Genomic DNA, 26,961 nt, shown 5'->3' with positions numbered 1-26,961 from the left:
CCTTAATTCAATCTTAGAAGTTGTAAACTTCTTTTACTTTGTTAGCAATGTCTTTTGCATTTGGAAGCCATACTTCTTCTGCAGAAATAAATGGATAAACAGAGTCAGGTGCCGTTACACGAGATACTGGTGCTTCTAAGTACATAAATGCTCTCTCTGCAACTTCAGAAACTACTTTTCCTGCTGTTCCAGCTTGACGTTGTGCTTCTTGAACAACGACACAGCGACCTGTTTTCTTAACAGATTCTACAATAGTTTCATAATCCACTGGGGAGACTGTTCTCAAGTCAACTACTTCAACAGAAATATGATCTTCTTCTAACATTTCAGCTGCTTTTAAGGCTTCATGAACCATCAAACCATATCCAATAACGGTTACATCTGAACCTTCTCTTGTAATAGCGGCTTTATCTAGTGGTACTCTATATGCCTCATCTGGAACTTCCGCTCTTACAGAACGATATAATTTTAAGTGTTCTAAGAAGATAACAGGATCGTTACTTTCAATTGCCGAAATCAACAAACCTTTCGCATCATAAGGGTTACTTGGAATGACTACACGGATACCAGGAATTTGTGAGAACAATCCTTCTAAACTATCTGAGTGTAATTCTGGTGTATGAACTCCACCACCATAAGGAGCACGAATCGTTACAGGCATACTTCTTGTTCCACCATAACGATATCGCATACGGGACATTTGAGCGATCAAAGGAGAAATGGCTTCCAAGAAGAAACCTGAAAACTGAATTTCTGGAAGAGGACGTAATCCTGCTGTAGCTAAACCAACTGTCATTCCGATAATTCCTGATTCTGCTAACGGAGTATCAAATACTCGTTCCTCACCATATTTAGTTTGCAATCCGTCGGTAACACGGAAAACTCCACCGTTTCCACCTACGTCTTCTCCATAAATTAGTGTATCCGGATCTGTTTCTAATTTATAATCTAGTGCTTCTGTAATAGCTTGTACGATTGTTTTTTCACTCATTCTCGGACATCTCCTTTGCTTTATACTCAGCAATCTGTTCTTTAATATTTTGAGGAGCATCTTCATACATGAAACCTAAAAGTTCAGATACTTTCATTTTTTCAACATGTCCAATTTTTTGAACCGTTTCTTTGATTTCACTCTTGCATCCTTCAATTACTTCTTCTTCCATTTCCTCTGTCCAAATGCCTTTTTTCTCTAAGTAAATACGCATTCTGATTAGTGGATCTTTTTGTTCCCATTCAGTTAATTCTTCATTTGTACGGTAACGAGTTGGATCATCTGACATAGAGTGAGGCCCGAAACGATAAGTAATCGCATCAATAAGAACAGGACCATTTCCTGCAAGAGCATATTCACGAGCTTTTGCAGTTACTGCATACATAGCAAGTGGATCCATACCGTCTACTTGTACACCCGGAATTCCAACACCTACAGCTTTTTGTGCAAGAACTTTAGCATTTGTTTGTCTATCAACTGGAACGGAAATTCCATATCCATTATTTTGGATGATGGCAATGAAAGGTGCCTTGTAAACACCAGCGAAGTTTAATCCTTCATAGAAATCTCCTTGAGAAGTAGCTCCATCCCCATTATAAGAAAGTACAATATTCTTTTTACCTTTTTTCTGATACCCAACCGCAACTCCCATTGCATTGGTAACATGCCCACCAACAATTACTTGTGGTACATATCCTTGAAAATCTGGCTCATACTGATTTGCTTTATAGTGACCTTTGTAATATAAGAAGGCCTGGAAAATAGGAAGCCCATGGAAAATCAAAGGAATTAAGTCACGATACGTTCCTGCAAAAAAGTCCCCTTTGCGTGTTGCAAACTGAGGTGCAATCTCACTGGCTTCCTGACCGCCCATTGGTGCGTAGTTTCCAAGTGCTCCTTGGCGGTTTAACATGGTTACTCGTTGGTCATACGTTCTAGCCCATACCATGTTTTTCATTAGCTGAACCAAATCTTCATCAGATAGTTTAGGATCCAAGTCCTCATTCACAATTTCTCCTAATTCATTTAAAACTTGATACATTGGAAAGGATTCTTCATAGCCTTTAACGATTGCATCAAAGTCTAAAATTTGTTTTGTTTTCTTAGCCATAATAACAGCCCTCTCATCTATATATTTTTTTATGGAACGTTTTCAACATTGAGCTTGTCACGATATTTTTATTTGAATAATAGGTTCTTTTGATAGAGTTATCAACTTATTTTAGCGGCTTTTTATTTTGAGATTATTTCTTGTTTTGCTTGATGCTTTTTATACATAAGAGTCAAAATGGAGTTGATAATTCCAACTACTAAGATCACTACTGCATAAATGAAGATGTATCGGTACCCGTCATTACCATAATTATCCAACCAAGATCCATACATCGTAAATTGGAATAAGTCAGGAGCAAAACCGATTGCACAAGTAATCCCAGCAGTCATTGCAGCATATTTAGTTGGTGATTTAACTTCCGCTGGCACAGCAAACATGTTTCCACGAGCCATAAAAGTGAAGGTAGAAATTAACAGTGTTAAGATAATAATGATTGTCGTGCTTGTCGTTGCAGGTAATCCTAGGAATGCAAGAATGATAATGGCAGACGCCAGGAAAGAAATTCCTAATACCTTCGTTACCGAGTGAATTCTATCTCCAATGTATCCTCCAATTGGAGCTCCTACAAAACGTAACAAGTATGTACGAACAATTGCTAATCCTCCAGAGAAGGCAACCGTAACGCCTAATACATCTGTAAAGTAAGGAGTAAAGTAAGTTAATGTTGTGTATAAAGTGTAAGTAACAAAGATTGCCATACCCGCAAGCCACGTTCCTGGAAATTTCAATACAATCCAATAGTCTTTCAGGCCGATACGTTCTTCCGCGTCTTCGTCAACATTTTCATTTTCAGCAGGAGATTCCATCAAGAAGTAAAGAACAATTCCTACTAATAAGGAAGCAACACCGTACCCAATAATAGCTGCTTGAAGACCTAATGCTTCTGTAGCTGCTCTTCCAAACAAGAACAGAGCTAAAGAGTTAACAATTACGCTCCCAATTCCTGAAGCTGATTCACTAAGTCCAAAGATTTTTCCTTGGCTTTCTTCATCTCCTAGCATACGAACTGCTTTGATATGGGAAGGATAGAATGCAAAAAGTGCAGAAACTGCTAAACCAATCCAGATATAAACAGCAAATTGATAATTCAAGTTAAAAGCGAATAAGAAACTAAGTGCCGAAGTTCCGAACATGGATATAATATAAATGGTTTTATAGCTGAAGCGATCCGCAAACCAACCGCCAATAGGAGCTCCTACAATATTTCCAATTCCAAAGATAGCAATCAATACACCTAGCTGAGCGTTTGTAACATCTAACGTAGCAACTAAGGGATTATAAAGTACGTACTGAATGAATGGTAGTGCATATTGTAAAGCATACGCAGTACCAAAGAAAAAGATGGTTAGGAAAAGCTTTGGATTTTTTTTCATGATTTCATCACCTTTTATTATTATTTATTATGAATTTTTTGCTGCTAAACAAGCGAGTGCAATTGAATTTATTTTGATTTCTGCCGTATCAGAACGGGATCCTAAGATAATTGGATTGGAAGCACCTAAAACGATTCCAGCCCATTTTGCTCGATTAAAATGCAGCCAAGATTTACCAAGAATATTCCCCGTTTCAATATTTGGAAATACGAGTAAATCAACATCTCCTGAAACTTTACTATCAATGCCTTTATGGAGTGCTGCCGTTTGATCGAAAGCAACATCAAATGCGATAGGTCCTTCAATCGTACAAGAAGGTGCTTCTCCACTTTTTACGTAATCGACTAGACCTTGTGCATCTACAGTAGCTGGGATTTTAGGATCTACCATTTCATTTGCTGCTAAAACAGCTACTTTAGGTTCTTCCACACCTATTCGTTTCATCGCTTCTAAGGCATTAGATAAGATATCTTTCTTCTGCTCTAAATTAGGAGCCACATTTACACCACTATCTGTACAGTAGAGAAGTTTATGATAACCAGGTAATTGGTAAACAGCCATTAAACTAATAAGTTTTCCCGTTCGTAGGCCATTCTCACGATTTAGAATCGCACGCATGTAAACACTAGTATTTACTAATCCTTTCATCAAGACGCTAGCTCTTTGATCTTTCACTAGTTTTACTGCAAGGGTAGCTGACTCTTCCGGAGTTGGGCTATTGATGATTTCAACCTCATCCATACCGATTTCTTTTACTATTTTCCTTATTTCTTCTTCATTCCCTACTAGTATAGGTTTGACAAACCCAAGATCCATTGCTTCTTTGACTGCCAATAGAAGTTCTTTGTCTTCCGCTGCTGCCACACTGACTGTATGTATTCCAGTTGCTTTTACTTCTTCGATTAAATCTTTGAAGTCTTTTAACATTTCATCTTTCCTTTCTATTCTTTTTTGAAGTAAGCGCTCTACATCTGTATCTTATCACCTTCCTTCACAAGTGAATAATAGGTAGTTTTGATGACCCTATAGATTATATTAAACGCTTCCATTTCAATGGTATTGTATTTTTTAAACTAAAATTTAATAACACATACAAAAAAAGGAACAAGAAATTTTCTCTTCTTCCTTTCAAAGATTATTTAAGTTTCATTTCCTCGATTGCTTTTTTAGTTTTATGATGACCTAGAATCATAATGGGTAGGATGACAGATGGGATTGCTGCATAGCCTAGATATGTGTATCCTTTACCAATAATCGCAGATAAACCTACTAAAGAAATAAAATAAGTAATTGCAAAAAGAATAAGAATCGTTACTAAGTTTCTTCCTACTCCTTCTTTCATAGGTACATACTTTGAATACCTTCCAGCAACACTATAGGAATACGTTACAATGGTTGATAAAACTGCTAATACTACCAGCACAACATATGCTAATAAAAATATGGATGAACCTAAATCTTCTACCACTAAATAGTTTGGTAAGGTTGTCCCTACATATTGCGGATAAGCGAACAATAATACAGCTACGGATAAGATTAAGAACACATTCATTACATAACCTAGCGAAACAGATTTAAGGGAATCTTTTTGATCTTTTAGTCCTGAAGAAACAGAGATAGAGTTTCCTACAATTCCTGCTGTTAAAACACCTGCATAGATAAATGCCGATTTAATTGCTTGTAGAAAAGAAAAATCACTAAATGATGTGGTTTGCCATTCACCTATAAAACTGGAATTAGATGAAAGAAGACCAGCTATTGAAATAGTTGCTAAGGATAGCACTATAAAAACAGTCATTATGGTACTAGAGGCACGCACTAGCTCCTCTCCAAGAACAGAAAGAATAATCGATATTCCAACGATTAAAAGAGCTGAAAAAGCGTACGGAATGCCTGTATATTCAGTTATAATACTGGCAGCTGTTGCAATTCCAGCAGCTAAAGCTAATAAAACTCCCGCTACATAAGTAATTTCAAAAAATCCTGAAAATAAAGCTCCAAATGGATCAAAGAATGATTTAGTAAAATCACTAAAGTTATCAATTCCTTTAATTCTAGAATATTCTATACCATAGTAAACACAAGATGCCATGAGGAATACAGTTAATAAAGGTGTAAATAAACCCCATTTACCATATTTACTAAAATAGGTTGCTGCGAAAGTACCGGCAGCGGCGGCGGGGCCAGCATGTGTACCAAACCAAACACTGGCAATACCCACAAATACAGGTAGCCCCCTTTTTTTATTTTTCATTACAATTCCTCCATTCTTACTTATTTATTATATAAACCTATTATTTAAAACGCTTACAATTAAATGGTACTCGTACTTTTCTCTCTATTCAAATAGAAAAATCTTATATAGCTATAGATTAATTTTTATGAGTTTTGATGTTTTTAATTTTTAGTATCCTGTATACTCATGAATGAAAACCCTTTCTTTCTTTTGGAGAGTGATTACCATTAAATGGATATACGTAAAAGGATAGCATGAGACACTATTTTAACTAGTTTTTTAATTATATTCACTAGATATAAATTGTAAACAAAAAATAGGAGGAGATAGAAGTTATGGGTAAAATTGAAAAGAGATTGGAAGAACTAGGCATTGAATTACCAAATGCACCAGAGGCAATGGCTAGCTATGTAGTTGTTCAAAAAGTCGATGATATGCTGTATTTTTCAGGAGCTAGTCCTATGAAGGACGGAAAACCTACTATGCAAGGGATTTTAGGGAAAGATTTTACGATAGAAGAAGGTTATGATGGAGCACGTCAAGCCGGATTGTTACTATTAAGCCAATTAAAAAAAGCTGTCGGAGATTTGGATAACGTAGAACAAATCGTCAAATTATTTGGAATTGTTGCTAGTTCAAATGATTTCTTTGAACATCCAGCAGTTATAAATGGAGCCTCGGAGCTATTTGTCGAAGTATTTGGAGAAAAAGGAAAGCATGCAAGATCAGCTATAGGTACTAGCGTTTTGCCATGGAACCTCCCCCTTGAAGTAGAAATGATTGTGAAAGTTAAAGCAAAATAATATTTTTAAGTTTTAAATAAAAGGTAGACTTGGCGTTTTTATCCTAAGTCTGTCTTTTATTTTAGAATGTTTACATCTATTTATAAAAAATCCTACACTGGATGGAGATTTACCAGTGTAGGATTTTTTACTTTTTATATTTATTTATATTCGTTGTTCTTATTTTGTACTTCTTCTATTACTTTTATCACGCTATTATTTTCTTCAGGTGTACCAATGGTAAGTCGATAGTATCCTTCTAATTCTCCTGAAAAACCTTTAATCAATACGGCACTATCTTCTAACGCATGAAATATTTCTTTTGAAGTTGTAAAAAATAAGAAGTTTGCTGCTGAAGAAAAAGGTTCTATTCCTTTTCCTTGTAAAAACTCTCTCATTCTTTCTCTTTCTTTTTTAATAATCTCGATATTTTTACTAGTTGTTTCTCTGTTTTTAAGAGCCTTTAAACCCATTTCTTGCGTTAACATATTAACGTTAAAAGGAGATCTCACTCGATTAATATATTCTATATTTTTTTCATTCGATACCATGTAGCCTAATCTGATTCCAGCTAAACTCATTGCTTTAGAGAATGTTCTTAAAATGATTAGATTTTCAAATTCCTCCATTGTTTCATTTTGAGGACCATCAGAAAATTCAATATAAGCTTCATCCAATATAACCATCGCATCTACTGATTTGATTATTTTTACAATATCTTCTTTGGGAATAAGTAAACCCGTTGGATTATTAGGATTTGTCAAAATAACGATTTTCGCTTTTTCCTCATGAACAAACTCAACAAAACCATCTACATTCAATTTTTTCATGTTTTCTAGCGGATACCCTACGTATTTCCCTTTATGCATAATAGTAAAGTTTCTATACATACTAAAAGTCGGTGAAAAACTAGCAACCGTTTCGCCAGCTTCTAAATAGGCTTTCATTACTAGCTCAATCAACTCACTAGATCCATTACCAAGTAGAATTTCATCTTTATTTCTTCCTAATTGTTCGGCTAGTTCTTCTCTAAGCTCATCGCTACGATCCCCTGGATAACGATTTAGACCTTTTATCCATTCGATTCCTTCATTTGCATCTAATTTAACCTTGTAATCTCTATCAATAACTTCATAAGCAACGAGACTTTTTATCTCTTCTCTTAGATATTTTTCCATCTTATCGTTCCTCCATTCGCACCTTTTGAGTTTATGTTCACCCTATTTTACAAAGAAATTTTTGTTGTTAGGTAACACTTTAGCGTATCTAACAGGAATTGGCTAGCGTAAGTTCAATTTTATTGATTATGACACCAATTAAAAGAGGCATTTTTTCAAAATAAAAGCATCTCTTTTTAATTTCAATATATCTCTCATTATCTATGTATTTTTACCTACCAATTGTGATCAGTTTAAATTTTTTGTAACAATTTTTGGAATTCTGAATGGTCACTTTTTGTTCCGGTTATTTTTCAAAGAAAATTTTATCACATCGTTCTTTTTCCAACTGACGAAGCTGTCCTTCTAAATCCTGATGACGGTTACCCCACCTGTGCATAGCCATATTCCATTTTTTTACTCTCACTTTTGACTATAAATTATGACAACATCTCACGTCTTGTTTTTATTGCACCTAAGAATCGTAGTCAATACTCTTGAGTTATGACTATAGAAAAATTTTTCATTTATCTATTTTTGATAACTTTAACTTCATAAAATACGTCAATGTTACTACGCACACCATATAGTAATAAATCGAATAATATATGCTTGGTTCAAAATCCAGTATGAAAAACAAAATGACAAATATTAGGATCATAATCAAAGAAGGCAATTGGTCTACAAAATTTTTGAACCCAATACGTATATCGTCCATTTCATCTCTCTTGAACCCACTCGCATAGCCTTCAACTGGCTTATTATGTAATATATAAATGATATTGTCAGAACCTAAAATAAAAAGATTGTACGTCAATATTTTTACTAAAGAATTAAAGCTTAAGAAGGAATTATCAAACATACTGCTGATAATAATGACTAATAGAAATAAGGCAGTGGAAAAGAATAAAACAAAAGAATTTTTACTGATCACAAAATCTACTACATTATCTCTTTTCAATATGTCATTGTCATTTTTTACAAACATCTCATCTACCATGACAAAGCGATACACTGCACTTGAAAACATCATAGCTGCTATAAAGAAAATAAACGGCCAATCTGGCATCATCACGTTTGCAAATGTAAAGATAGCTACTAATCCTACAATCAATCCCAATAAATCTTTACGGCTATTTTTGTCAAAAAATAATTTACTTGTTTCGAAAAAAAACATTTTCTTATCCTTTCTTTGGGTAAAGATATTTTAAACATCTGACAGTATGTTTTTACCTAAAGATTTAACTGCCCATACAAATCATTGATATCGTCCTGACGGATCCCCAGATAGCGTTTGGTGACGGCCAGGTTGCTGTGATTGAGGGTTTCCATAATCAACGCAGGACTGAAGCCGTTTTTCCAGGCATGATAGCCCCAGGTTTTCCGTAAGCTGTGCGTCCCGATATTATCTTTGATTCCGACCGCCTGCGCGGCTTCTTTCAGGATGACCAGGGCTTGCTGCCTTGAGAGGGGCTTCTGATGGCCTTCGCGCGACTGAAACAGGTAGTCGTCCAGGGAAACGGCCGGTAAGTTGCTCTGTAAGTCGCGCAAGGCTTTTTGACTCGGCTTGTTGAGGTGAATACGCCGCTCTTTACCGGTTTTCTGTTCCACCAGGGTCAAGGGCTTAAAGTGCTGTTTGTCGTCCAGGACGTCCCGCCAGCGCACGTTCAAGAGATCGGTAATGCGCAGCGCCACATTGATCCCCACCACAAACAAGGCAGCGTCCCGTGGCGACTTCCCTTTCAAGTAGGTTTTCATGGCTTGGATCTTCCGGGGATCCCGGATCGGATCGACATTTTTCATGGAATCGCCTGCTTTCGTTTAGTTTGTCATAAGTCTATCATAAAAATAGATAACGGTAACTCAAAACCGACAAAAAAACAACGACCCGGCCAAAAAGCGGCGGAAACGTTGCGGTTAGGGGGTTTGGGTTAAGGGTGTGAGTTTGTCATATTTGCATTTAAGACAAATTCTTTTCAACCGAATAAGTAATTATGCATTTCTTACTAGAGCGTAAAACCTTTAAGAAAATGAGAAAGCTCTCATAAGGATTATTTTTAATTTTAAGAGCAATTAAAAAAGACAAGCCCATCGATTAGGCTTGTCTTTTTTTGGTCACACGATTTATATCGTAGAATTCCAGAACCCTCTATGGATAGTTTCTGCATCGCTTTTGGCTATAAATTTCAATCCACTTTCTTTAGGGAGCTCCCCTTCTTTAAATGCCACTTTCAAATGGCCTAATTGCTTTTTTCAAGCCAAAGTGATGTGGATTGGACAAAGGCCTGAATATTCTTTTGAGCAATAAATAGTTGGATGGTTGAAAGACCCTGAAATTGTTGTAACACCAATATGCGTCTATCCTCAATCGTATAACCTTGCGTATGCGTTGCTTTTAAAGCAAGCAACAAAACAACAATCAGAACAATTGATAATCCAATTCCCAAAAGTAAGTTGACATTAAAACCAATGACAATCCCTGGTATTCCTATAAGCAGTTTCCATCGCCAGAAATACCATAGACGTTTTTGAGATACCTTTTGAATCAGTGGTTTTTGTAATGGTATATTCGGCAAAAAGTTTGCCAATTCCTCATAAACTTGTGCATTGTGAATCAGAGGAAACAAATATACTGAGCTCAATCCCTGCTCTTCTTTTTCTTGCCCACCCATAATAATTAATTCAACAGATGAGCGATTAAATAGTGCGCGAACCAGTTGTTTATGCAATCGAATCCCTTGGATTTTACTTAGTGGAATCGTCTGCACTTTTCGTTCAAATAATCCATATTCTAAGATAAGTGTCTCATTCTTTAATGATGACTGGAAGCGATAAAACTTGATGAAATTTTTCGCCAAAGATAATAATGCTATAGCAAAAAGTACAAATAAAAATAAAAAGATGATGAGAAATCCTTGAAAATAATCCACTACAGTACCTACTTCAGTAAACATTTCTTCAGGAATCCATTCTGTTATAAACGTGAATATTCCAAGCAAAATTAAAATGGCTTTAGCATCTGTAAGAGCGTAAAGGGTAATATCCTTATTAGAAAGAGCAAAGTGAATCTTATTTTTTTCAACTCCTTGCTCATTCTCTTCGGTATTTTCATGACTATACTCTTTATTTCGATACTGTTCAATCGTATCTACTAGTGAGTGGTCAACTGCACTTAAAGAAGCTTCAGCTTCACCTGGTGAGGTACTTGCCGTTTCAATTAGCACTTCTACTACATTAAAAGGTTTAAAGAAAAACCATTGGCGTTGCTTGATTGTCTGAATACGATCATAGGAGATATCGGTTTCCCGTTTTTTAAGAAGTCCCCTATAAACAATAATTCTTTCTGGGGAAATTTGGTACGTATGCGTAAAATACTTCACTAAACTGGTGATCAAGACAAAAAGAACTATTCCACCTAGAGCTAATGCATTATAGAAAAAGCTGTTATTGTTAATGAAAAGTAGGAAAATAAGAAATATCCAGCTGCGTATATTTCTAATAAAATAAACTAAAATCACCGAAGGATGAAATCGCTGACGTTTAGTTGTCATCTTCTGTTACCTCCTCTACTTTAACGAGGAGACTCTGACGAAGCTGTTGTGCTTCTTTCATGGATAAACCAGCAATCTGGTGGTTTGTTGCTGCGGTATGGATAATTAGTTCCATTAATTGCTCCTGTCTTAAAAGAGGTCCTTGCTCCGTCTCGATATGTTGTATCCTTGAAAAAGGAACAGATGTAATCGATCGGAAAATAAAGCCTTTTTGGAAAATGATTTCTTTTTCGGTCATTTCATATCGAAAATAATTATATCGATATGCAATCAGGAAAAAATTCAATAAAAATATAATAAGAACGATTGCGAAATAAATACCGATAAGCCACTGCCAAAACCTTGTCAAGTTTTCAAAATAGAAAAACACACCTAAACTGACAAGGCCTATAATAGAGGCAATAACAAAAGTGATAATGCTGGTCTTCTTCCAGACTTTTTTAATTGATGATGGTAATTGATTTTTTAGTAAAGGATATTCCATATACTCACTCCTTGTAAATTTCTTAATTAGGGCTTATCTATATAATTCTATACCTTGATAAGGTTACAACACCGCTTGCTTCAATTCAAGCCAAAACCATAAAAGCTGATAATTTAACATATTTTTGAGCACTTTTCTTTCACCCAATGGGTGAAAGCTGAATTTCGAAGGAACGCATATTTATCAAGGCTTTGATTATGCTTTTTGAAGTACTGACGTAGAATCTAGGTAATTTATAGAGTATAGTGAGCCCAACCTTTACCAATTGCATATCCAGCTAAATAGAAAAAAGCTACGATGAGTAACCCATAACAAATCATTTTTAAAATCTCTTTTGTTTTTTGATATTTTTTTAATTCATTTGTATCTTTTTCGATTTTTTCCATTAGATTGACATCTCTCTTTAACATATAATCTAAAGATAATTGATAAAATTCACTAACCATTATCAAGGTTGGAATATCTGGATAACTTTTTTCAATCTCCCAATTTGATACAGTTTGTCGTGTCACATTTAAATGATCTGCAACATATTGCTGAGTTAAACCTAATTCTTTTCTTTTTTGTTTTAAAATCTCACTTAGCATATTTATTTATCTCCTAATTTTAGATTAATATATTTTGAAGAAATATCCTAGCAATTGAAATTTGCAATCTTGAATTTTTTTAGCAAATTTCAATTGCTAAACTACTATATCCATGTTTATGGGCTAATCATTATTCTTATTTAAATATTTCTTATTTGTTTTTGTAATAGCTTTTAAAAGATATATGTAATATCCAGCAATTACTAATAACAAAAAAGCACTAATTAATCTTTTAAGTATTCCTTGATCTACAGCAACAACTACATATATTCCAAGAGTTATGATAGATATTATGAATATAATACTTACCAAAATAGCTGCGACAATACGAATAGGTCTAGGAACTTTTGAATTTTGAGTTGTATCTGTAAGTCCTAAAAATATTAATTCATAAATAAAATCCATTTTAAATTCTCCTTAACTTTCTTTCAGTTTTACTCAATTGCTATTAAGACAAACTCACGTTATTACTATTATTTGTTTTGATTAAGACAAAACGTTGTTTTTTCTTCTGTTTTTTACGAGAACAACCACCAATAAAATCAGTGTAAAGGCTAGTAGATAAATCCAAGAAAACTGGCTAGAAAGCAGTTGATCATCCCATGCTAATTGTACACCTAAGGTTTTAATAATCTCCTCATACGCTTCATTCGGTAAAAGTGCTTGTATAGGACTTAAGACGTCGTCCATTAATATGTTTCGCAATAAAACAGTCACTTGTGTGGTTGGAAATAAAATGACGATCTTCTGTAGATAACTAGGAAGTGACCCAATGGGCACATAAATACCGGCTAAAAAACCAATTAATGCACCGAAAAGAGTAGAAAAACCACTAAATGCACTCATTGTTTTCAAACGTGCGGTCACTAGATAAAAAAGAAGCGTATGCATGAATGTACTGAGTGCGAGCAGTGCAAGTAGTGAGATGGATAAAGGGAGAATAAGATCGAAGCTGACCCACGTGTAAACAAAGCCCCCAATAAATAAAAAGGAAGTAAAGAAAAAACCAATAATAAAGGAATAATAGACATACGAATAAGCGAGTGTTCGCCTTGAAATTTTTGTAATGAGTAAATCATCGCTTTTCTTACTTACCTCATCTTCAATAAACTTTCCTAGTGCTCCAAGTGGGGCTGTTGCTGTTGTAACAGCGACAATCCCGGCAAACATCCATAGAAAAATAAAAGCTGCTCGACCATTAAATTCTGGTAAATTTGATGCAATATTCTCTGATAGAAAGAGAATATATAATCCGACAATAATAAAAACAGAAAGAAACGAAAAGAACACACTCGCTTTGTCCTTCAGAAATAATTTAATATGGCGTTTTATCAATGGAATCATGATTTCACCCGATTCTTTATTTGCTTAGTGACTTGTAAGAATACATGTTCTAAACTTGCTTTAGTGATAGAAAAATCAATAATCAAATCAGCTGTTTGCTGTAAAATAGGAATAGCTTCTTTACTATTTTGTATTTCAATGAAAAAGGTATTATTTTCACTAGTAAAAAGATAAGAATGAGTCGTTAATAAGTTAAGTAACTCTTCTGTATCTTTTGAAATGAGAGTAAGTATTGTTTTTGAATAGTCAACCCGCAATTGATTCGGCGTCCCTTCAACTTCGACTTTCCCTTCATGCATAATCACGACATAATCTACATTTTCAGCTTCCTCAATGTAATGAGTGGTTAAAAAAATAGTCATCCCTAAATCTGCTTGCAATTTTTTTAAAAAGACCCAGATCTCTTCACGAGATTCTGCATCTAATCCAGTCGTCGGTTCATCTAAAATTAAAAAACTTGGACGATGAAGGAGCGCTCGAAGAATATCTGTTTTTCTTTTTTCACCACCTGAACATTCACCATACACGCGATGACGTTTAGCGGTAAGATTCATTACTTGAAGTAATTCTTCCACTCGTTTTTGAGCCTCTTTTTTATTCATTCCATACAGCTGAGCGCGTATAAACAAGTTTTCTTCCAGCGTAAAGGAATCATCCATACGATGGTTTTGAAAGACCACCCCTACATCTTCTTGTCGCATTCCTTCATCATAAATAATCTCCCCACTATCTGGGTGTAACAAATCAATCAACATATGGATAACCGTCGATTTTCCAGCTCCATTTGTTCCAAGGAAAGCGAAGGTTGAACCTTTTCTAACAGTGAACGAAAGATCATTAACGGCTTGTACATCGCCAAAACGTTTATTCAACTTACGAACTTCTAACATATAATTTCCCTCCTTAAGCGATAACTAAAGTAATTTCGTAATCAGTATACGTGTTTATCAAACTACTTATTCTATTTTTAGGAAAAATTACTAGGAGCAATTATTTTAAAATCGTCCCAGGCTGTGAGAACCGCTTGAGAATAAAAAACATCTGAAATACTTTATTTTTTGTTAATTATCTCATCACGTATTTAAGATTTTTGAATAAATAGTTACCTATCCAGCTTGTAAAAGCTGCAAAAGTAATAAACATGCTTAAAATTAAACTAGTTTTACTCATTTCTTATTATGTCAAACTATCGTTGTTTATCGCGTATCTTTATATATCCAAGCTGTTCCATAAGAAATAAAACCAATACATATAACAATTGTAAACAGAATTATTCCTGAAACAAACAAATCGAAGCTATTATAAAAAGGAGGTTTAGTTGTGATTTCTATAAAAACGAACGTAATTAAAGCGATCATCAAGCTTGTAATGATTGCTTTGTAAGAAACGACTGCAGCAAAATACGAATTGCCTCGCTCCCTTTCATCAGCAGCACTAAACTCGCCATCTTTTGATGAATAATCTTTATTTTTTTACTAAATATCCATTTGGATAGTCCAAACAAAATAAGATAGATTAAAAAGGCAATAGATACTTTTCCGGGAGAGAATAGTTGTCCATTAACTGAGTATTCAGCGTTTTTTGAGAAAATTTCAATCGTTGCTCCAGAGAACAAACTCATCATTAGAATGTTTCCAATGGTTTCAAATAAGATTTTTTTCATTTGTTTATTCCTCCTTAAAAAATAATTTTTCAATTTGAATATCCAACACCTCTGCGAGATCCATCGCTAACAATAACGAGGGAGTATAACTTCCTTTTTCTAGAGAAATGATGGTTCTTCTCGTAACATCTACTTTGGCTGCAAGTTCTTTTTGTGTTAACTTTTTTCAGTTCTTTTTTCTTTCACTTTGTTTAAAATCGTTGCCAAGAGTGATCACCTCTATCTGTTCGTTTCTACTAATAAATAAATTATACCAGCCCTTTTACGTGAAGTCAACTTCACATTAAAGGGCTGGTATTTTTGTATATTAACTTGTTTTTACTGATACGGATGGGTTTTACTTAATTGAGATTAAGACAAACTCAGTAAAAATTATTTATTAAATTTTTATGTGCTAATTGATATGATTTAATGAAGTGTTTTAAAAATCATTATCTACTAACGGTTTTCCATTCTGATCAACTAATACAGTTATACCTACGCCAAAATTTGAATTATATGCTATATATAAAACGCCTGTTTCATTATCTCTAATCACTTCATAAGTTGGCTCAAATCCTTGATTTTCAATGATTTCAAAGCGTTTATTCTTTTTCTTTTCTTTACTCATATTTTCAACTCTTTTCTTAAGTTTTTTATTCGATTAAAATATCATAACTGAAATTTATATTCTAGTTGAGTTTGACTCAATTAGCATTTTGACAAACTGACGAACGAAATTTACTCTTTTATGTCAATTAATATAAATCTTAAAATACCGATTATCAAAAGTATAGGGGACTTAAAAATTACATAAACTATCATTCCTAAAACTACGAATAAAGCTCCCGCAGCCACTCTTAATTTTACTTATTCAACAATCGCGCCCGATAACTGCATAGTAGTTTATAATTTCGAACTACACTATGGACAGGAATCAATACTTATACTTGAAGAGCCACCATTTGAATGAGTGACAGGCACCATAATACAAACTATTAAAGTTGGTTTCTCATTTCAACGACTCATACAAGTTTTTCAAGATGGTCTTCCTCAGTTGGACTAATTCCGGATAATTATAAAAGAATGCAATCTTTTCATCTGTCATTGTGAAAGGTTCCTTCGGCTTTTCCGTGAAAATGAAATGCACCCACGACTCCGCGATATCTTCCTCCGGATGGCTCACTGCATAAGGCGTCAGGAATTCATCCGCATGCTTATCAAAAAATACGCTCTGAGCTTCTTCACTAGATTCCACATCCATTTCAAGCCATTCTTCATAACGGACCTCCCAGAACCTTTTGAAGTACTGATACATATACGAGTCATTTGAGCTGCAACCTTGAAGTGCATAATATGTTTTACATGCCACAGTCGCTTCCTCAAACTCCTCATCATCTAGTACCGTTTTAGAAGTCGGGGGCACCTCAGAATGGTTCAATGTCAACAAGTGGCCGTACTCATGAATCAAGGTATAGTAGAAATCCTTTATATTTGACGTGTCTTGATAGTCAATCGCCAATTTCCATTGGTCTGTATCCGATGGCAAAGGCTCTACCAACCCAAGTGTATTGTCTGGTCCGTCTGTAAAGAGGACGAACTCTTTCACCATTTTCCTATTCTCTAGAGGAATGATTGTTGAAAACAGCTGCCATAAACGTTCATGTTCCTCTTGTTCCTTAGCAAATGATAGGTTATTTGCGTCATCTGTCAGGATTATACGATTCGTTAAATCATTCCTCGCTACAGAATAGGAAACAACGTCCTGCTCGATGGCTTCGGTTTCTTCCGCAAGTGACTCAGGAATATCCAGGAAATCCCCTTCCAGTTGTTGTAGCTTTTTCAAAAAGTCTTCCTCTAGCACTGTAGGTGGCTGTTGATCTTTTTTAGGTGGTAGTGAACACCCTCCAACTATAAAGAGTGTAATTAATAAAATAACGACTACATTAAAAACTTGAACTTTCTTATTTTTTGATTCATTTTCTGATAGATTCATATCTATGATTCTCCTTCTTTCTTAAATGTATCCCTATGAGTTTTACTCTTATATTGTTATTACAAACTCATTATGTACTTTCGGATACATGAAATCTTATAGAATCATATATCCCAAACTTTATCAGTATAAAGACAAAGAAGTAGTAACTGGGTAAAAAATTGTTCTGTCCCTCCTACTGCTAATCGTTGTCTTTGTTTAAATTTTTATTATTTGTTTTTTTCATAGCTGTTAAAAGATGTATATAGTATCCAGTAATTATTAATAATAAAAAAGCACTAATTAATCTTTTAAACATTCCTTGATCTACAGCAAAAACTACATACACTCCAAGAGTTAGGATAGAAATTATAAATATAATACTTACCAAAATAGCTGCGAGAATACGAACAGGTCTAGGAATTTTTGAATTTTGAGTTGTATCTGTAAGTCCCGAAAATATGAATTCATAAATAATATCTATTTTAATCACTCCTTAACTTTCTTTCAGTTTCTCTCAATTTTTAGTGTAACAAACTCACCTTGTCAGTTATTTTATTATTCTGATACATGACATGTTATAGAATCATATATTAAAAAACTTAACCTGAATAATTCATAGATTTTCTGAAATGCTCTGTAAGCCTTGTTCCAATACGGTTTTTCTTTTCGTGATCGGACACCCTTTGGGTGTACAAAAAGAACCCCATTCTGCTATGGTTAAAGCGTCTAACCTAACCAAAGAAAGGGGTTCTCTCAATGGCTACATTACAGGAAAAACACGTAAATTTCAACTCAAAAATGACGGTGACCAATACAGGTGGAAACCTGTCCACGGATTCCGGATTAGTTCTGGTTAAAGAATTCATGGGTGCCATTGGTTTTTCGGAACTGGCAAGGGAGCTAGTAACATTCCACGACAAAAGGCGCTACTGGCTCCATGACAATATTTCCGTGTTGGAGCAATTACTTTTTCAGCTGATTGCAGGCTATCCTGCGGATTCTTCTGCCAACCTATTGAAAGAAGATCCGATTTTCCGTTTGGTACTGGATAAGGGAGCCATTGCTTCACAAGCTTCACTATCTCGATTTTGGGACCGCATCAGCGAAGAGACCCTCTCTCAACTTCAAGTCTTGAACCAAGCACTGATCGACAAAGTTCGCTTGAAACGCAATTCGACCCAGCTCATCATTGATTTGGACTCTACCCATTCCGATACATTTGGGAATCAGGAGGCTACCAACTTTAACGCCCACTATGGAACGAATGGCTATCATCCTTTGGTCGCTTTTGATGGCCTGACCGGCGACTTCTTGAAAGCAGAACTTCGTTCTGGCAATGTCTACACCTCCAAAGGGGTGAGAGATTTTCTGGAACCAATGCTGGAACATTACACCTACACGCTTCCTTGCACCGATATCCTGGTGCGCGGGGATAGCGGATTTGCGACACCGGAAGTATACGATACCTGTGAAGCTTACCAGAGCCACTACGTCATTCGCCTGAAGGCGAATCGGAAATTGGCCCATCTGGCGGAATCTTTTGTGTCGATTGACGACAATCACCCTTGGGAACAGCAGGAAGTCCACTACTACTCGACGTTCCATCAAGCAAACAGTTGGTCAAAAGAGCGTCGTGTCTGCATCAAGTCCACTCGGGAAGCAGGAGAGTTAACCTTTCGTCACGAATATATAGTGACGAATCTATCGGAAAACATTTCCACCCAAATGATTTTTCAGCTGTACCATAAGCGTGGAACCATGGAGAATTATATCAAGGAAGCGAAGAATGGCTTTTACTTAGATAAGACAGATAGTCCTCATTTCTTGGAAAACCATGCTCGGATGTTGGTAAGCCTTTTGGCTTACAACTTGGTCAACTTCATGAAGACCCTCTGTTTGCCGGCGAAAGAAGCAGCCTTCCAAGTAGACAGTTTGCGCCTTCGTCTCTTTAAAGTGGCTGGCAAGCTGGTACGTAGCGGTCGAAAGTTGTTTCTGAAAACGAGCTCTTCCCATGTTTATCAGGACCTGTTCTACCATCTATTGGACAAAATCCAGCAACTTTGTTGGTAGAATCGAGAAGCGACTGGAATTTTAAAAAATTAATAAATATCAAGGGGCTCGTGCGCCCAAAAACTGGAAGTTTTTCCTATCGTTTATTGAACGCCAGCAAACTTTGAACCAATGGTGCGATTCACATTCGAATTACAATAATAAAAAAGTAGAAACCAATGGTTTCACTAAATTGATGGGGAAAATTTAGAAGTATGAATAATTCAGGAAAAACTTAATTAAATAAGATTAAGTTTTATTTTTTGATTGTTTCATTATTGACAAAAAGCTTATCAATCGTTGTTCCTAAAACGGAAGCTATATTAAAGGCTAGCTGCAAAGTAGGATCATATTTATCATTTTCAATAGCATTAATCGTTTGTCTAGAAACTTTACAAACATTAGCTAGTCCCTCTTGGGATAATTTTGCTTTTTTTCTTAATTCTTTGATATAATTTTCCACTTTACCCACCATACTTTTTCTTGAAAGACAGTAATGAAAGTAAATAAAAAGATGAAAAGACAAAAAGAAATACGAAAGGATTGATTCCTTCATAATTTCCATTTCCCCAAACCGATTTGTATATATTTTCCCCCATCTCAATCATCATGTATCCAATAATAACTGTAAATGTAGAGGACTGTGCTTTGATTTTGACAAGATTTTTCCTTTCATCTCCTAATTTTGGTAAAGATATAAGTGTTAAGATAATCAAAACGACACTAATCACTAAGAAACAGAAAAATAGTCCTAAAAAAATATTATCCAATTAAATTCCTCCTAACTTTAAATGTAAAAAGTTTTTGACATTTAAAGCTTACCATACAAGCAAAAACTGTCAAGAGTTCTTTACATATTTAAGAAGATAATTCAATAGTAAACGATACATGAAATTAGATAGAATCGTGTATTCTAATCCTGATTTGACAAAGATATTTTCTTACGGGATTTTCTCTTTCTCTGATCATAAATTATTTATAGTATACTTATTTTAACAAAAAAACATAAAAGTGGGAGTACATGGAATTATTAGAACAAACCTTCGATATGAAGTGGCCTGTTTTATTATTTGAATTTATTTTCTTACTTGGAGGACTTGTTCTTGTCATTAGTGGGATAAAAATAAGAAAACAAAGTGGGAGTTCCGCTCTCCTGATGATTATTTTAGGAGTAGTCCTCATACTAGTTTCGTTATATTTATTATTCATGACCCTTATTTTTGGGTATAACTCATAATTCTAATAAAATTCAATTTTTTTATACACGAAATTATATAGAATCATGTATAAAGAACCTTATCTCTTTAAGGTTCTTTTTGCATTTATTTTGTTATGATCTACTTTTTGTAAAATACCGGATTGTATTTTTTAGAAACTCTTAAATAAAGGATGATACACTATCTGTGACAAAGGAGGATGACGATATGAAGCGTCCCAAGAATGAATCGGTTTCCAATCAAGGATGTGGTATCTTCTTTTTAATGGTCCTTGCAATGATGATCTTGCTGAGCATTCCCTTTATAATCTTTATTAATGCAGCATTTTTTGAAAAACAAATGCTAATAAGCAGTGGTTCTCCCGATGATACGTACCATATTGAAATCTCAATAAGAGGCCATTCAAATGAGATACTCATTGAAGAAGTTACAACTTCTTCAGAGCTTAGTTCCTTTATAGAGACCGAATTGTTAGTAGATGTGGCTTCAGAGAATATTGTAATTGAATGGCTCAGTGACACTGCTGCTCAGATTGTTGTGACAGGTAGGGATGGTGCTAAAAATTATTTTTATTTCAATGCTAATGCAGAGAAAGAGAAAATAGAACAAATTTTTTAGTAAAAGAATTACCTTAAATTCTTAATACACTATTTTGCCTAGAATCATGTATAAAGAACCTTATATTAAAAAGGTTCTTTTTTCAGTTCGCTTTTCAACACACGATTACATAACCTATTAGATAAAATCAAGTATTCATTATTTGAGAGGTGATATCTTTTCAACAAACTATAATATTGGATCATTAAAAAGTTAGTAAAATAAAAATTCAAACTATTCGACAAAATACTAGCAAGATATGATCGTTACTTTAAAAAATAATTTAATCAGTATCGATAACCATTTCTTATTTTACTGTATTATCCCTGAATTATTCATACTTCTAAATTTTCCCCATCAATTTAGAAGTATGAATAATTCAGGTCAACAGTAAATTCTTCTATTTGATCCAGCTTGTCTTTATAAAATTTTAAGAGCTTATAAATGATTGTTTTGATACAATAAAAAACATCATACTCCACGTAATTTTATGTAAGTTAGAATGTTTTTCCCACCATTTAATTACATTAAATAGTTCAATTATTAATATGAAAAATAAATAAAGTAAAGTTAGACAATACCTGATAATTAAACCACGAACAACTAAGAAGAACGAGTCCACCGTGAAAGTACGCTATAAGAGGACCGTACAGCGCATTTATAGTACGTCTTGATTGTTGGAAGCCATACATCGATATGAAATATTGAATATTTCCATGTTTCATTTGCATCGCTATATCGTAAAAATGATTAAAATGAAAAATGGAATCCGAACCAATAATCATTCCTTTGCTCAAAAGAAAAGGAACAACGAATAGAATAGAAAAGACACACCTACTATGCTTAGTAAGTCTTGCGTAATTTTTTAAGGTGCACAGTTATGTTCCCCTTCCTTTATTAAAGGTTGACGTGAGCGTGGTCTGCATTTCATTCCTTTCTCATCCCAAAAAGATCACCTTATACTCCTGAATATATGAAAAAAAGAGAGAGAGAGAATCATATATTTAGAAGATTATTAAATCAAGGCTAAATTTTATTGTCCAACCCAGTGTAGCCTATCCAAATCATATTTTTCCTCCTCTAAATTTAAATAATATAATAATTGATACATGAAATTGATTAGAATCATATATCTAGAACCTTTTTGCCCACAGGGTTCTTTTTGTCATTCCCTCGAAATACACGATTTCATACTCTATTGACGGAAATCAGGTATTAATTTTCCAAGAAGGGAAAGAGCTATCATTAGATAAGATTTTTACACCCTAGATTATAACAATTTATCATACAGTTTCTTTAGAAATCCCTGGCTTTTCCTAGAGATCTTTAACAGATAGATCACTCATAATTACTCTCTTTTCTCTACCATTCTTTCAACCAATTAAATATTAATACTTGTGCTTTCCAATACTTATACTATTATTTCTTGGAATTTTTTTGAAGAGATCCATTTAGAGCTTACTATTTATTATTTGTTTCGCTAAATCTATTAAATTACTATCGGATAAATCTGGCTTTAAACAATAAGGATTATATTGATCTTCCTTACGTTTGATATAGGCAGTCACCAATCCGACTTTTTTAGCTCCAAATAAATCCCAATCGTGAGTGGCAACCATGATTGTTTCATCAGCTTTAATATTTTCTTGGTCCATTACATAGTGATAGATTTCTTTAAATGGTTTATATTTCCGAACTGCTTCTACGGAGTAATAGGAATCAAATAAGTCGATGAGTCCTGAATGAGTGAGTTGTTCCTTAACCATCTCGTAAGAAGAATTTGTTACAGCTATGACTTTAATATCATTGTCTCTTAGTAGTTGAAGAGCTTCTGATACATCTTCATATGCTGGTAATTTTCTGAATGACCCTAATATATCAGTCTTGATTTCATCGGTTAGCTCTTTACCGCTTTCTAAAAAGACACTTTCTAAGGCCGCTTCGGAAAGTTTTCCAAAATCAGTATATTCTTCCATACCACCTATAACAGTAGAAGAATGAAGTAACTTGGCAAACCAATATTGAACTATATATTGATCCTCAAAATATGTATCAAAACTCTTTTTTAATACATTTAAATTTAATAATGTTTCATTCATGTCAAATAGTACTGTTTTTATCATTTCATCAATCCTCTCTGAATGTACTTTCTAAATAAATGGTAGCACAAAATAAATCATACGCAGGAATGGAACGCTCCTCACTTATAAACAAGCCATCATTTTTTAAAAAGAAAGCTAAATACTGTACCCAAACAGCGGATTACCGTACACTTGAGTTAATGATCATCATCGAAAGGAGTTTTAAAATGAAAGTTCTTATTATAGGTGCAAATGGAAAGGTAGCTCGTTATTTTGCTGACTTTATAAAAGACGATTCTTCTATTGAAGAAGTCGCTATGATTCGTAAAAGTGAGCAAGCCAGTTACTTTGAAGAACGCGGAATCAAAACGGTCCTCTTAGATCTTGTAAAAGATCCAATAGAGAAATTAGCTGCTGCAATGAAAGAAGTTGACACAGTTATTTTTAGTGCCGGTGCTGGTGGAAGCGGTCTGGACAAAACCATCTTAGTTGATTTGGATGGTGCTATTAAAGCAATGACTGCTGCAGAACAAGCTGGAATAAAACGTTTCATTATGGTCAGTACGTTCCGAACAGGTCGAGAAGCTATGGCAATGGAAAATGACTTACAAATTTATACCATCGCAAAAAACTATGCCGATGAATGGTTAAAAAATCGTACTCAACTAGATTGGACGATTGTGCATCCAGGAATCTTAGTCGATACTCCTGGTACTGGTCAAATCAAAGTAGGAATGGGGAATGATGTCAATGAAGTTCCTCGTCAAGATGTAGCTCAAACTCTAGTTTCAGTTCTTCATCATGACAACACCATTAAAAAAGAATTTGAGATATTAAGTGGGGAAATTGCAGTCGAAGAAGCAGTTCGTAGCGTATAATTTATTTATTTTGATATAGCTAATATAGATTGAATATTTAAAAAAGAGAATTCCCTATCATAGGAAATTCTCTTTTTTAGTTTTGTACACTTTTTCTAATAGCTTTCAATACCACTCTCTTCTTTGTTTCGTAGCTTTCCTAAATATTTTTTTTAATTCTTGTTCATCATTCTTTTCTAACGTTTCTTTTAATCGATCTAATTCCAGTTCAAATTGTTCAATCGATTGTACCAAAGCAGAACGATTATTTAAAAATAATTCACTCCATAAATCAGCATTTATGTCCGCAATTCTTGTTAATTCTTGAAAACTATTCCCTGCAAAGGTGAGTGTTTCTTCTGAAGTTTGGGTACTATTTACAACAGCGACCGATAACACATGCATCAATTGGCTGACATAAGCAATTTGCTCGTCGTGTTTTTCCGGGGAAACTCGTGTTACTTGATTGAATCCCACTTCTTTATAGAGCCTTTCAACTAATTTTAAAGACGTTTCTTTATTTGTAGGAATAGGCGTAAGTAAAGCGTTTGCTCCTATAAATCGCTTATGATCTGCACCTTCAATTCCCTTCTTTTCACTCCCCCGCATCGGATGTGCAAAAACAAAGTCAAGAGTGGCAGGAAGAATTTCAGAGACTTCTTTTATAATCGCTGTTTTCACTCCCGTCACATCCGTTAAGATGGCACCCTCTTTCATCACTTGTTTATATTTTTCGACAAATGGTGCAATTTGACTAGGATAAAGAGAAATCATAATGACATCCATATCCGGTAGAATTTCATCTGGATTTAAAAAACCTTTTTTTATCATTCCTTGTTTTTCAGCTATTTGTAGTGTTTCTTTATGAATATCAATTCCATAAACCTCTTTGTAGCCCGCTGCTTGAAGACCCATAGCAAAGGAACCTCCAATGACACCTAATCCAACAATAGCAATTTTCATTTTTTACATTCCTTTATGATAGATTTTCTTTTAATGCCTGAATCGCTAATAAATAGCCTGTTTCTCCAAACCCTGATATTTGTCCCATACAAGCTGGAGCAATCACAGATTCTTTCCGAAAGGATTCGCGAGCATGAATTGCACTCAAGTGGACTTCGATGGTTGGTATACTAACTGCTTTCACGGCATCATGAATCGCATAACTATAATGGGTGTATGCTGCAGGATTAATCACAATCCCATCTACTTTCTCTTGATATGCTTGTTGAATTCGATCAATAATTTCTCCTTCAGAATTACTTTGAAAAAAAGTACAAGATACCTCTTGTGTCTCTGCATATTTTTGTATGTTTGTTTCTATATCTTCAAGTGTTTGTGTTCCATAAATATCTGGCTCTCGAATTCCTAAAAAGTTTAGATTCGGTCCGTTGATAATAACGATTTTCATTTTCATTCTCCTTTCTTAGCAGTAATTTCTTTTGGTAGATGAGCTTTAATTTCATCTATTACTTTTTCTAAAGTAGAATGGTTATTCACGATAAAATCAGCCGATGATTGATATATACTCAATCGTTCTTCTTGCAACTGATATAATTTATTTTTTCCGTCTTTTAAAAGGGGACGTTGACCAACTTCGATATCCTCGACAATATGTTCAATCGGTCGATCAATAAATACAATCCACCCTGTCTTTTTTAACGCTTCTATATTTTCTGGATGGAGAACAGCTCCTCCGCCACAGGCAATAACCGTATGGCTTTCTTTTTCAGCTATTTCTTTACAAGCTGCAGACTCTATCTTCCTAAAATGAGCTTCACTTACTTCAAAAAGTTCAGAAATAGTCTGATGGGTTGTTTGTTCAATAAAAAGATCGACATCTATAAAAGCCAAACCTAATTGTTGACTCAGTATTTTCCCAACGCTACTTTTACCACTTCCTGCCATTCCGATTAGTACTAGATTTGTTTTCATAGACTATCCTCCTGTTGTTCTCCCCATTCAAAAATCAACTGTTCTATGATTTCTTCATCAATAGAACTCTCTTGCCAAATCTCTACTGCACGAACAGCCTGCCCTACTAACATATCCAATCCATTTGCTGTCTGTTTACTATTTTTACTACCTAGCTTTAAAAGAGCTGTCTCGGTTGGGTTATAAATGAGATCAATTATATAATCAAAGTTCTGAATCGTCTTTTCATTTACTGGTGTGCTCTTACAATCTGGATACATACCGATGGGAGTCGTATTAATCAAATAATCTCCACATAAGGACTGTACTTCTTCATAATTCACATACGTTTTATTTTCGGTATGCTCGAACCGTTCTGGACTTCTTGTCACTATATAGATTTGTCTAATTCCATGATCTACTAGATAGGCCTCCACTGTTTTAGCTGCTCCACCGGATCCTAAAATGACAGCTACTTTTCCATTCACATCCCAATTTCTACGGTTCAAAATCAAACCAAAACCATTATAATCCGTATTGTATCCTATCAACTTTCCATTTATATTTTTAATGGTATTTACGGCTCCCAATTTTTTTGCAAAGGAATCAACCTCGTCCAAATAAGGAAGTACAGCCTCTTTATAAGGAATGGTAACATTTACTCCTTCAATTGAGAGTGTTCGAATTCCATCCATTGCTTGTTGTAACTCTTTTGGTGGAAATGGAAATAATTTATAAGCAGCATCTACTTTTGTTTTTTGATAAATTAGTTTATGAAGACGTGGTGAAAAGCTATGCCCTAGCGTTTCTCCTAGTAATCCGTAAAAATTCATATAGCACCTCTTCCAACATTTGATATTGTGTTGAAGTATAGTCAAAATAAATGTAAAGTTCAATCATAATCATACTCTTTTCTTTTTTGAACTGCTATCTCCCTTATTTTAAATTCTATAAATGGGACTATTCATCCGTTTTTCAAGTCATTATTTGTTTAAGTGTTGACAATG

Annotated in this window: 31 protein-coding genes; 5 read left to right on the top strand and 26 right to left on the bottom strand. The window is 34.5% G+C overall.

Going from position 1 to position 26,961, the window contains the following annotated elements; translation table 11 throughout:
* Positions 1 to 13 precede the first annotated feature (13 nt).
* The 5 genes from LZ578_RS02665 to LZ578_RS02645 all read right to left on the bottom strand — a co-directional run bounded on the left by LZ578_RS02665 (position 14) and on the right by LZ578_RS02645 (position 5,732).
* Entirely contained in the window at positions 14 to 991 is a 978-nt protein-coding gene (locus LZ578_RS02665) for an alpha-ketoacid dehydrogenase subunit beta (RefSeq protein ID WP_235145806.1), read from the bottom strand.
* Entirely contained in the window at positions 984 to 2,102 is a 1,119-nt protein-coding gene (gene pdhA / locus LZ578_RS02660) for a pyruvate dehydrogenase (acetyl-transferring) E1 component subunit alpha (RefSeq protein ID WP_235145805.1), read from the bottom strand. Before pdhA ends, LZ578_RS02665 begins: the two co-directional genes overlap by 8 nt.
* A gap of 122 nt (positions 2,103 to 2,224) precedes the next feature.
* Entirely contained in the window at positions 2,225 to 3,478 is a 1,254-nt protein-coding gene (locus tag LZ578_RS02655; RefSeq protein WP_235145804.1) for a nitrate/nitrite transporter, read from the bottom strand.
* Between the two features lie 27 nt (positions 3,479 to 3,505).
* Complete coding sequence (locus LZ578_RS02650; protein ID WP_235145803.1) at positions 3,506 to 4,405, bottom strand: phosphate acyltransferase; 900 nt, start codon at positions 4,403 to 4,405, stop codon at positions 3,506 to 3,508.
* A gap of 208 nt (positions 4,406 to 4,613) precedes the next feature.
* Positions 4,614 to 5,732 (bottom strand): hypothetical protein, encoded by a 1,119-nt coding sequence (locus tag LZ578_RS02645; protein WP_235145802.1) that lies wholly within the window; start codon positions 5,730 to 5,732, stop codon positions 4,614 to 4,616.
* A gap of 317 nt (positions 5,733 to 6,049) precedes the next feature.
* Between LZ578_RS02645 and LZ578_RS02640 the strand changes: the two genes are divergently transcribed.
* Positions 6,050 to 6,517 carry a RidA family protein gene (locus LZ578_RS02640; protein ID WP_235145801.1) on the top strand — a complete coding sequence of 156 codons (468 nt, stop codon included), beginning with the start codon at positions 6,050 to 6,052 and terminating at the stop codon, positions 6,515 to 6,517.
* A 140-nt stretch (positions 6,518 to 6,657) separates the two neighbouring features.
* On the opposite strand, the gene hisC is transcribed toward LZ578_RS02640, so the two are convergent.
* From hisC to LZ578_RS02570, 14 genes are all read right to left on the bottom strand, one after another.
* Positions 6,658 to 7,674 (bottom strand): histidinol-phosphate transaminase, encoded by a 1,017-nt coding sequence (gene hisC / locus LZ578_RS02635; RefSeq protein WP_235145800.1) that lies wholly within the window; start codon positions 7,672 to 7,674, stop codon positions 6,658 to 6,660.
* Between the two features lie 502 nt (positions 7,675 to 8,176).
* On the bottom strand, positions 8,177 to 8,830 hold the full coding sequence (locus tag LZ578_RS02630; protein WP_235145799.1) for a hypothetical protein: 654 nt from the start codon (positions 8,828 to 8,830) through the stop codon (positions 8,177 to 8,179).
* A 56-nt stretch (positions 8,831 to 8,886) separates the two neighbouring features.
* Entirely contained in the window at positions 8,887 to 9,456 is a 570-nt protein-coding gene (locus tag LZ578_RS02625) for a site-specific integrase (RefSeq protein ID WP_235145798.1), read from the bottom strand.
* Positions 9,457 to 9,893: 437 nt separating this feature from the next.
* Positions 9,894 to 11,204, bottom strand: coding sequence for a PH domain-containing protein (locus LZ578_RS02620; RefSeq protein ID WP_235145797.1), 1,311 nt, complete (start codon positions 11,202 to 11,204; stop codon positions 9,894 to 9,896).
* Positions 11,194 to 11,688: a PH domain-containing protein gene (locus LZ578_RS02615; RefSeq protein ID WP_235145796.1), complete on the bottom strand. Its 495-nt coding sequence runs from the start codon at positions 11,686 to 11,688 to the stop codon at positions 11,194 to 11,196. The genes LZ578_RS02620 and LZ578_RS02615 overlap by 11 nt, the downstream gene beginning before the upstream one ends.
* Positions 11,689 to 11,921: 233 nt before the next feature.
* The gene (locus LZ578_RS02610; protein ID WP_235145795.1) at positions 11,922 to 12,275 is read right to left on the bottom strand and encodes a helix-turn-helix transcriptional regulator; all 354 of its coding nucleotides are present in this window, start codon (positions 12,273 to 12,275) and stop codon (positions 11,922 to 11,924) included.
* 123 nt (positions 12,276 to 12,398) lie between these two features.
* A complete protein-coding gene (locus tag LZ578_RS02605; RefSeq protein WP_091636864.1) occupies positions 12,399 to 12,680 on the bottom strand; it encodes a hypothetical protein in 282 nt (93 codons plus the stop codon).
* Positions 12,681 to 12,761: 81 nt separating this feature from the next.
* On the bottom strand, positions 12,762 to 13,619 hold the full coding sequence (locus tag LZ578_RS02600; RefSeq protein ID WP_235145794.1) for an ABC transporter permease: 858 nt from the start codon (positions 13,617 to 13,619) through the stop codon (positions 12,762 to 12,764).
* Positions 13,616 to 14,509: an ABC transporter ATP-binding protein gene (locus tag LZ578_RS02595; protein ID WP_235145793.1), complete on the bottom strand. Its 894-nt coding sequence runs from the start codon at positions 14,507 to 14,509 to the stop codon at positions 13,616 to 13,618. The genes LZ578_RS02600 and LZ578_RS02595 overlap by 4 nt, the downstream gene beginning before the upstream one ends.
* A gap of 467 nt (positions 14,510 to 14,976) precedes the next feature.
* Complete coding sequence (locus tag LZ578_RS02590; protein ID WP_235145792.1) at positions 14,977 to 15,282, bottom strand: hypothetical protein; 306 nt, start codon at positions 15,280 to 15,282, stop codon at positions 14,977 to 14,979.
* Positions 15,283 to 15,286: 4 nt separating this feature from the next.
* Complete coding sequence (locus LZ578_RS12660; protein WP_396326707.1) at positions 15,287 to 15,391, bottom strand: hypothetical protein; 105 nt, start codon at positions 15,389 to 15,391, stop codon at positions 15,287 to 15,289.
* Positions 15,392 to 15,703: 312 nt separating this feature from the next.
* Positions 15,704 to 15,892 (bottom strand): DUF6440 family protein, encoded by a 189-nt coding sequence (locus LZ578_RS02580; RefSeq protein ID WP_235145791.1) that lies wholly within the window; start codon positions 15,890 to 15,892, stop codon positions 15,704 to 15,706.
* 381 nt (positions 15,893 to 16,273) lie between these two features.
* Positions 16,274 to 17,257 carry a hypothetical protein gene (locus LZ578_RS02575; RefSeq protein WP_235145790.1) on the bottom strand — a complete coding sequence of 328 codons (984 nt, stop codon included), beginning with the start codon at positions 17,255 to 17,257 and terminating at the stop codon, positions 16,274 to 16,276.
* A 181-nt stretch (positions 17,258 to 17,438) separates the two neighbouring features.
* Positions 17,439 to 17,729 carry a hypothetical protein gene (locus LZ578_RS02570; protein ID WP_235145789.1) on the bottom strand — a complete coding sequence of 97 codons (291 nt, stop codon included), beginning with the start codon at positions 17,727 to 17,729 and terminating at the stop codon, positions 17,439 to 17,441.
* A gap of 266 nt (positions 17,730 to 17,995) precedes the next feature.
* On the opposite strand from LZ578_RS02570, the gene LZ578_RS02565 reads away from it, so the two are divergent.
* Complete coding sequence (locus LZ578_RS02565; protein ID WP_235145788.1) at positions 17,996 to 19,309, top strand: IS1380 family transposase; 1,314 nt, start codon at positions 17,996 to 17,998, stop codon at positions 19,307 to 19,309.
* Positions 19,310 to 19,544: 235 nt separating this feature from the next.
* Here the strand turns inward: LZ578_RS02565 and LZ578_RS02560 are convergent, their stop codons facing one another.
* Both LZ578_RS02560 and LZ578_RS02555 read right to left on the bottom strand, forming a co-directional pair.
* Complete coding sequence (locus LZ578_RS02560) at positions 19,545 to 19,751, bottom strand: helix-turn-helix transcriptional regulator (RefSeq protein ID WP_311198588.1); 207 nt, start codon at positions 19,749 to 19,751, stop codon at positions 19,545 to 19,547.
* A gap of 1 nt (position 19,752) precedes the next feature.
* The gene (locus tag LZ578_RS02555; RefSeq protein ID WP_235145786.1) at positions 19,753 to 20,058 is read right to left on the bottom strand and encodes a hypothetical protein; all 306 of its coding nucleotides are present in this window, start codon (positions 20,056 to 20,058) and stop codon (positions 19,753 to 19,755) included.
* Between the two features lie 251 nt (positions 20,059 to 20,309).
* Here LZ578_RS02555 and LZ578_RS02550 point away from each other — a divergent pair, with 251 nt between their 5' ends.
* Together LZ578_RS02550 and LZ578_RS02545 are read left to right on the top strand one after the other, a co-directional pair.
* A complete protein-coding gene (locus LZ578_RS02550; protein WP_235145785.1) occupies positions 20,310 to 20,525 on the top strand; it encodes a hypothetical protein in 216 nt (71 codons plus the stop codon).
* Between the two features lie 187 nt (positions 20,526 to 20,712).
* Complete coding sequence (locus LZ578_RS02545; protein ID WP_235145784.1) at positions 20,713 to 21,123, top strand: hypothetical protein; 411 nt, start codon at positions 20,713 to 20,715, stop codon at positions 21,121 to 21,123.
* A 1,430-nt stretch (positions 21,124 to 22,553) separates the two neighbouring features.
* On the opposite strand, the gene LZ578_RS02535 is transcribed toward LZ578_RS02545, so the two are convergent.
* Positions 22,554 to 23,225, bottom strand: coding sequence for a haloacid dehalogenase type II (locus tag LZ578_RS02535; protein ID WP_235145783.1), 672 nt, complete (start codon positions 23,223 to 23,225; stop codon positions 22,554 to 22,556).
* 185 nt (positions 23,226 to 23,410) lie between these two features.
* Between LZ578_RS02535 and LZ578_RS02530 the strand changes: the two genes are divergently transcribed.
* A complete protein-coding gene (locus tag LZ578_RS02530) occupies positions 23,411 to 24,061 on the top strand; it encodes an SDR family oxidoreductase (protein WP_235145782.1) in 651 nt (216 codons plus the stop codon).
* Between the two features lie 105 nt (positions 24,062 to 24,166).
* On the opposite strand, the gene LZ578_RS02525 is transcribed toward LZ578_RS02530, so the two are convergent.
* The 4 genes from LZ578_RS02525 to aroE are packed head-to-tail and all read right to left on the bottom strand — an operon-like array spanning position 24,167 to position 26,787.
* On the bottom strand, positions 24,167 to 25,003 hold the full coding sequence (locus LZ578_RS02525; protein WP_235145781.1) for a prephenate dehydrogenase: 837 nt from the start codon (positions 25,001 to 25,003) through the stop codon (positions 24,167 to 24,169).
* Between the two features lie 13 nt (positions 25,004 to 25,016).
* The gene (gene aroQ / locus LZ578_RS02520) at positions 25,017 to 25,451 is read right to left on the bottom strand and encodes a type II 3-dehydroquinate dehydratase (RefSeq protein ID WP_235145780.1); all 435 of its coding nucleotides are present in this window, start codon (positions 25,449 to 25,451) and stop codon (positions 25,017 to 25,019) included.
* A gap of 2 nt (positions 25,452 to 25,453) precedes the next feature.
* The gene (locus LZ578_RS02515; RefSeq protein ID WP_235145779.1) at positions 25,454 to 25,975 is read right to left on the bottom strand and encodes a shikimate kinase; all 522 of its coding nucleotides are present in this window, start codon (positions 25,973 to 25,975) and stop codon (positions 25,454 to 25,456) included.
* Positions 25,972 to 26,787, bottom strand: a complete 816-nt coding sequence (aroE, locus tag LZ578_RS02510) for a shikimate dehydrogenase (protein WP_235145778.1) — start codon at positions 26,785 to 26,787, stop codon at positions 25,972 to 25,974. The genes LZ578_RS02515 and aroE overlap by 4 nt, the downstream gene beginning before the upstream one ends.
* Positions 26,788 to 26,961: the final 174 nt, after the last annotated feature.

This window comes from Jeotgalibaca sp. MA1X17-3 (assembly GCF_021513155.1).
GTDB lineage: Bacteria > Bacillota > Bacilli > Lactobacillales > Aerococcaceae > Jeotgalibaca.
This window is presented reverse-complemented; position numbering and strand designations above follow the sequence as displayed.

What these genes read in the sequence shown, in the direction of transcription:
- LZ578_RS02665 (WP_235145806.1), bottom strand. Translation starts at nt 991, where the DNA reads ATGAGTGAAAAAACAATCGTACAAGCTATTACAGAAGCACTAGATTAT.
- pdhA (WP_235145805.1), bottom strand. Translation starts at nt 2,102, where the DNA reads ATGGCTAAGAAAACAAAACAAATTTTAGACTTTGATGCAATCGTTAAA.
- LZ578_RS02655 (WP_235145804.1), bottom strand. Translation starts at nt 3,478, where the DNA reads ATGAAAAAAAATCCAAAGCTTTTCCTAACCATCTTTTTCTTTGGTACT.
- LZ578_RS02650 (WP_235145803.1), bottom strand. Translation starts at nt 4,405, where the DNA reads ATGTTAAAAGACTTCAAAGATTTAATCGAAGAAGTAAAAGCAACTGGA.
- LZ578_RS02645 (WP_235145802.1), bottom strand. Translation starts at nt 5,732, where the DNA reads ATGAAAAATAAAAAAAGGGGGCTACCTGTATTTGTGGGTATTGCCAGT.
- LZ578_RS02640 (WP_235145801.1), top strand. Translation starts at nt 6,050, where the DNA reads ATGGGTAAAATTGAAAAGAGATTGGAAGAACTAGGCATTGAATTACCA.
- hisC (WP_235145800.1), bottom strand. Translation starts at nt 7,674, where the DNA reads ATGGAAAAATATCTAAGAGAAGAGATAAAAAGTCTCGTTGCTTATGAA.
- LZ578_RS02630 (WP_235145799.1), bottom strand. Translation starts at nt 8,830, where the DNA reads ATGTTTTTTTTCGAAACAAGTAAATTATTTTTTGACAAAAATAGCCGT.
- LZ578_RS02625 (WP_235145798.1), bottom strand. Translation starts at nt 9,456, where the DNA reads ATGAAAAATGTCGATCCGATCCGGGATCCCCGGAAGATCCAAGCCATG.
- LZ578_RS02620 (WP_235145797.1), bottom strand. Translation starts at nt 11,204, where the DNA reads ATGACAACTAAACGTCAGCGATTTCATCCTTCGGTGATTTTAGTTTAT.
- LZ578_RS02615 (WP_235145796.1), bottom strand. Translation starts at nt 11,688, where the DNA reads ATGGAATATCCTTTACTAAAAAATCAATTACCATCATCAATTAAAAAA.
- LZ578_RS02610 (WP_235145795.1), bottom strand. Translation starts at nt 12,275, where the DNA reads ATGCTAAGTGAGATTTTAAAACAAAAAAGAAAAGAATTAGGTTTAACT.
- LZ578_RS02605 (WP_091636864.1), bottom strand. Translation starts at nt 12,680, where the DNA reads ATGGATTTTATTTATGAATTAATATTTTTAGGACTTACAGATACAACT.
- LZ578_RS02600 (WP_235145794.1), bottom strand. Translation starts at nt 13,619, where the DNA reads ATGATTCCATTGATAAAACGCCATATTAAATTATTTCTGAAGGACAAA.
- LZ578_RS02595 (WP_235145793.1), bottom strand. Translation starts at nt 14,509, where the DNA reads ATGTTAGAAGTTCGTAAGTTGAATAAACGTTTTGGCGATGTACAAGCC.
- LZ578_RS02590 (WP_235145792.1), bottom strand. Translation starts at nt 15,282, where the DNA reads ATGAAAAAAATCTTATTTGAAACCATTGGAAACATTCTAATGATGAGT.
- LZ578_RS02580 (WP_235145791.1), bottom strand. Translation starts at nt 15,892, where the DNA reads ATGAGTAAAGAAAAGAAAAAGAATAAACGCTTTGAAATCATTGAAAAT.
- LZ578_RS02575 (WP_235145790.1), bottom strand. Translation starts at nt 17,257, where the DNA reads ATGAATCTATCAGAAAATGAATCAAAAAATAAGAAAGTTCAAGTTTTT.
- LZ578_RS02565 (WP_235145788.1), top strand. Translation starts at nt 17,996, where the DNA reads ATGGCTACATTACAGGAAAAACACGTAAATTTCAACTCAAAAATGACG.
- LZ578_RS02550 (WP_235145785.1), top strand. Translation starts at nt 20,310, where the DNA reads ATGGAATTATTAGAACAAACCTTCGATATGAAGTGGCCTGTTTTATTA.
- LZ578_RS02545 (WP_235145784.1), top strand. Translation starts at nt 20,713, where the DNA reads ATGAAGCGTCCCAAGAATGAATCGGTTTCCAATCAAGGATGTGGTATC.
- LZ578_RS02535 (WP_235145783.1), bottom strand. Translation starts at nt 23,225, where the DNA reads ATGATAAAAACAGTACTATTTGACATGAATGAAACATTATTAAATTTA.
- LZ578_RS02530 (WP_235145782.1), top strand. Translation starts at nt 23,411, where the DNA reads ATGAAAGTTCTTATTATAGGTGCAAATGGAAAGGTAGCTCGTTATTTT.
- LZ578_RS02525 (WP_235145781.1), bottom strand. Translation starts at nt 25,003, where the DNA reads ATGAAAATTGCTATTGTTGGATTAGGTGTCATTGGAGGTTCCTTTGCT.
- aroQ (WP_235145780.1), bottom strand. Translation starts at nt 25,451, where the DNA reads ATGAAAATCGTTATTATCAACGGACCGAATCTAAACTTTTTAGGAATT.
- LZ578_RS02515 (WP_235145779.1), bottom strand. Translation starts at nt 25,975, where the DNA reads ATGAAAACAAATCTAGTACTAATCGGAATGGCAGGAAGTGGTAAAAGT.
- aroE (WP_235145778.1), bottom strand. Translation starts at nt 26,787, where the DNA reads ATGAATTTTTACGGATTACTAGGAGAAACGCTAGGGCATAGCTTTTCA.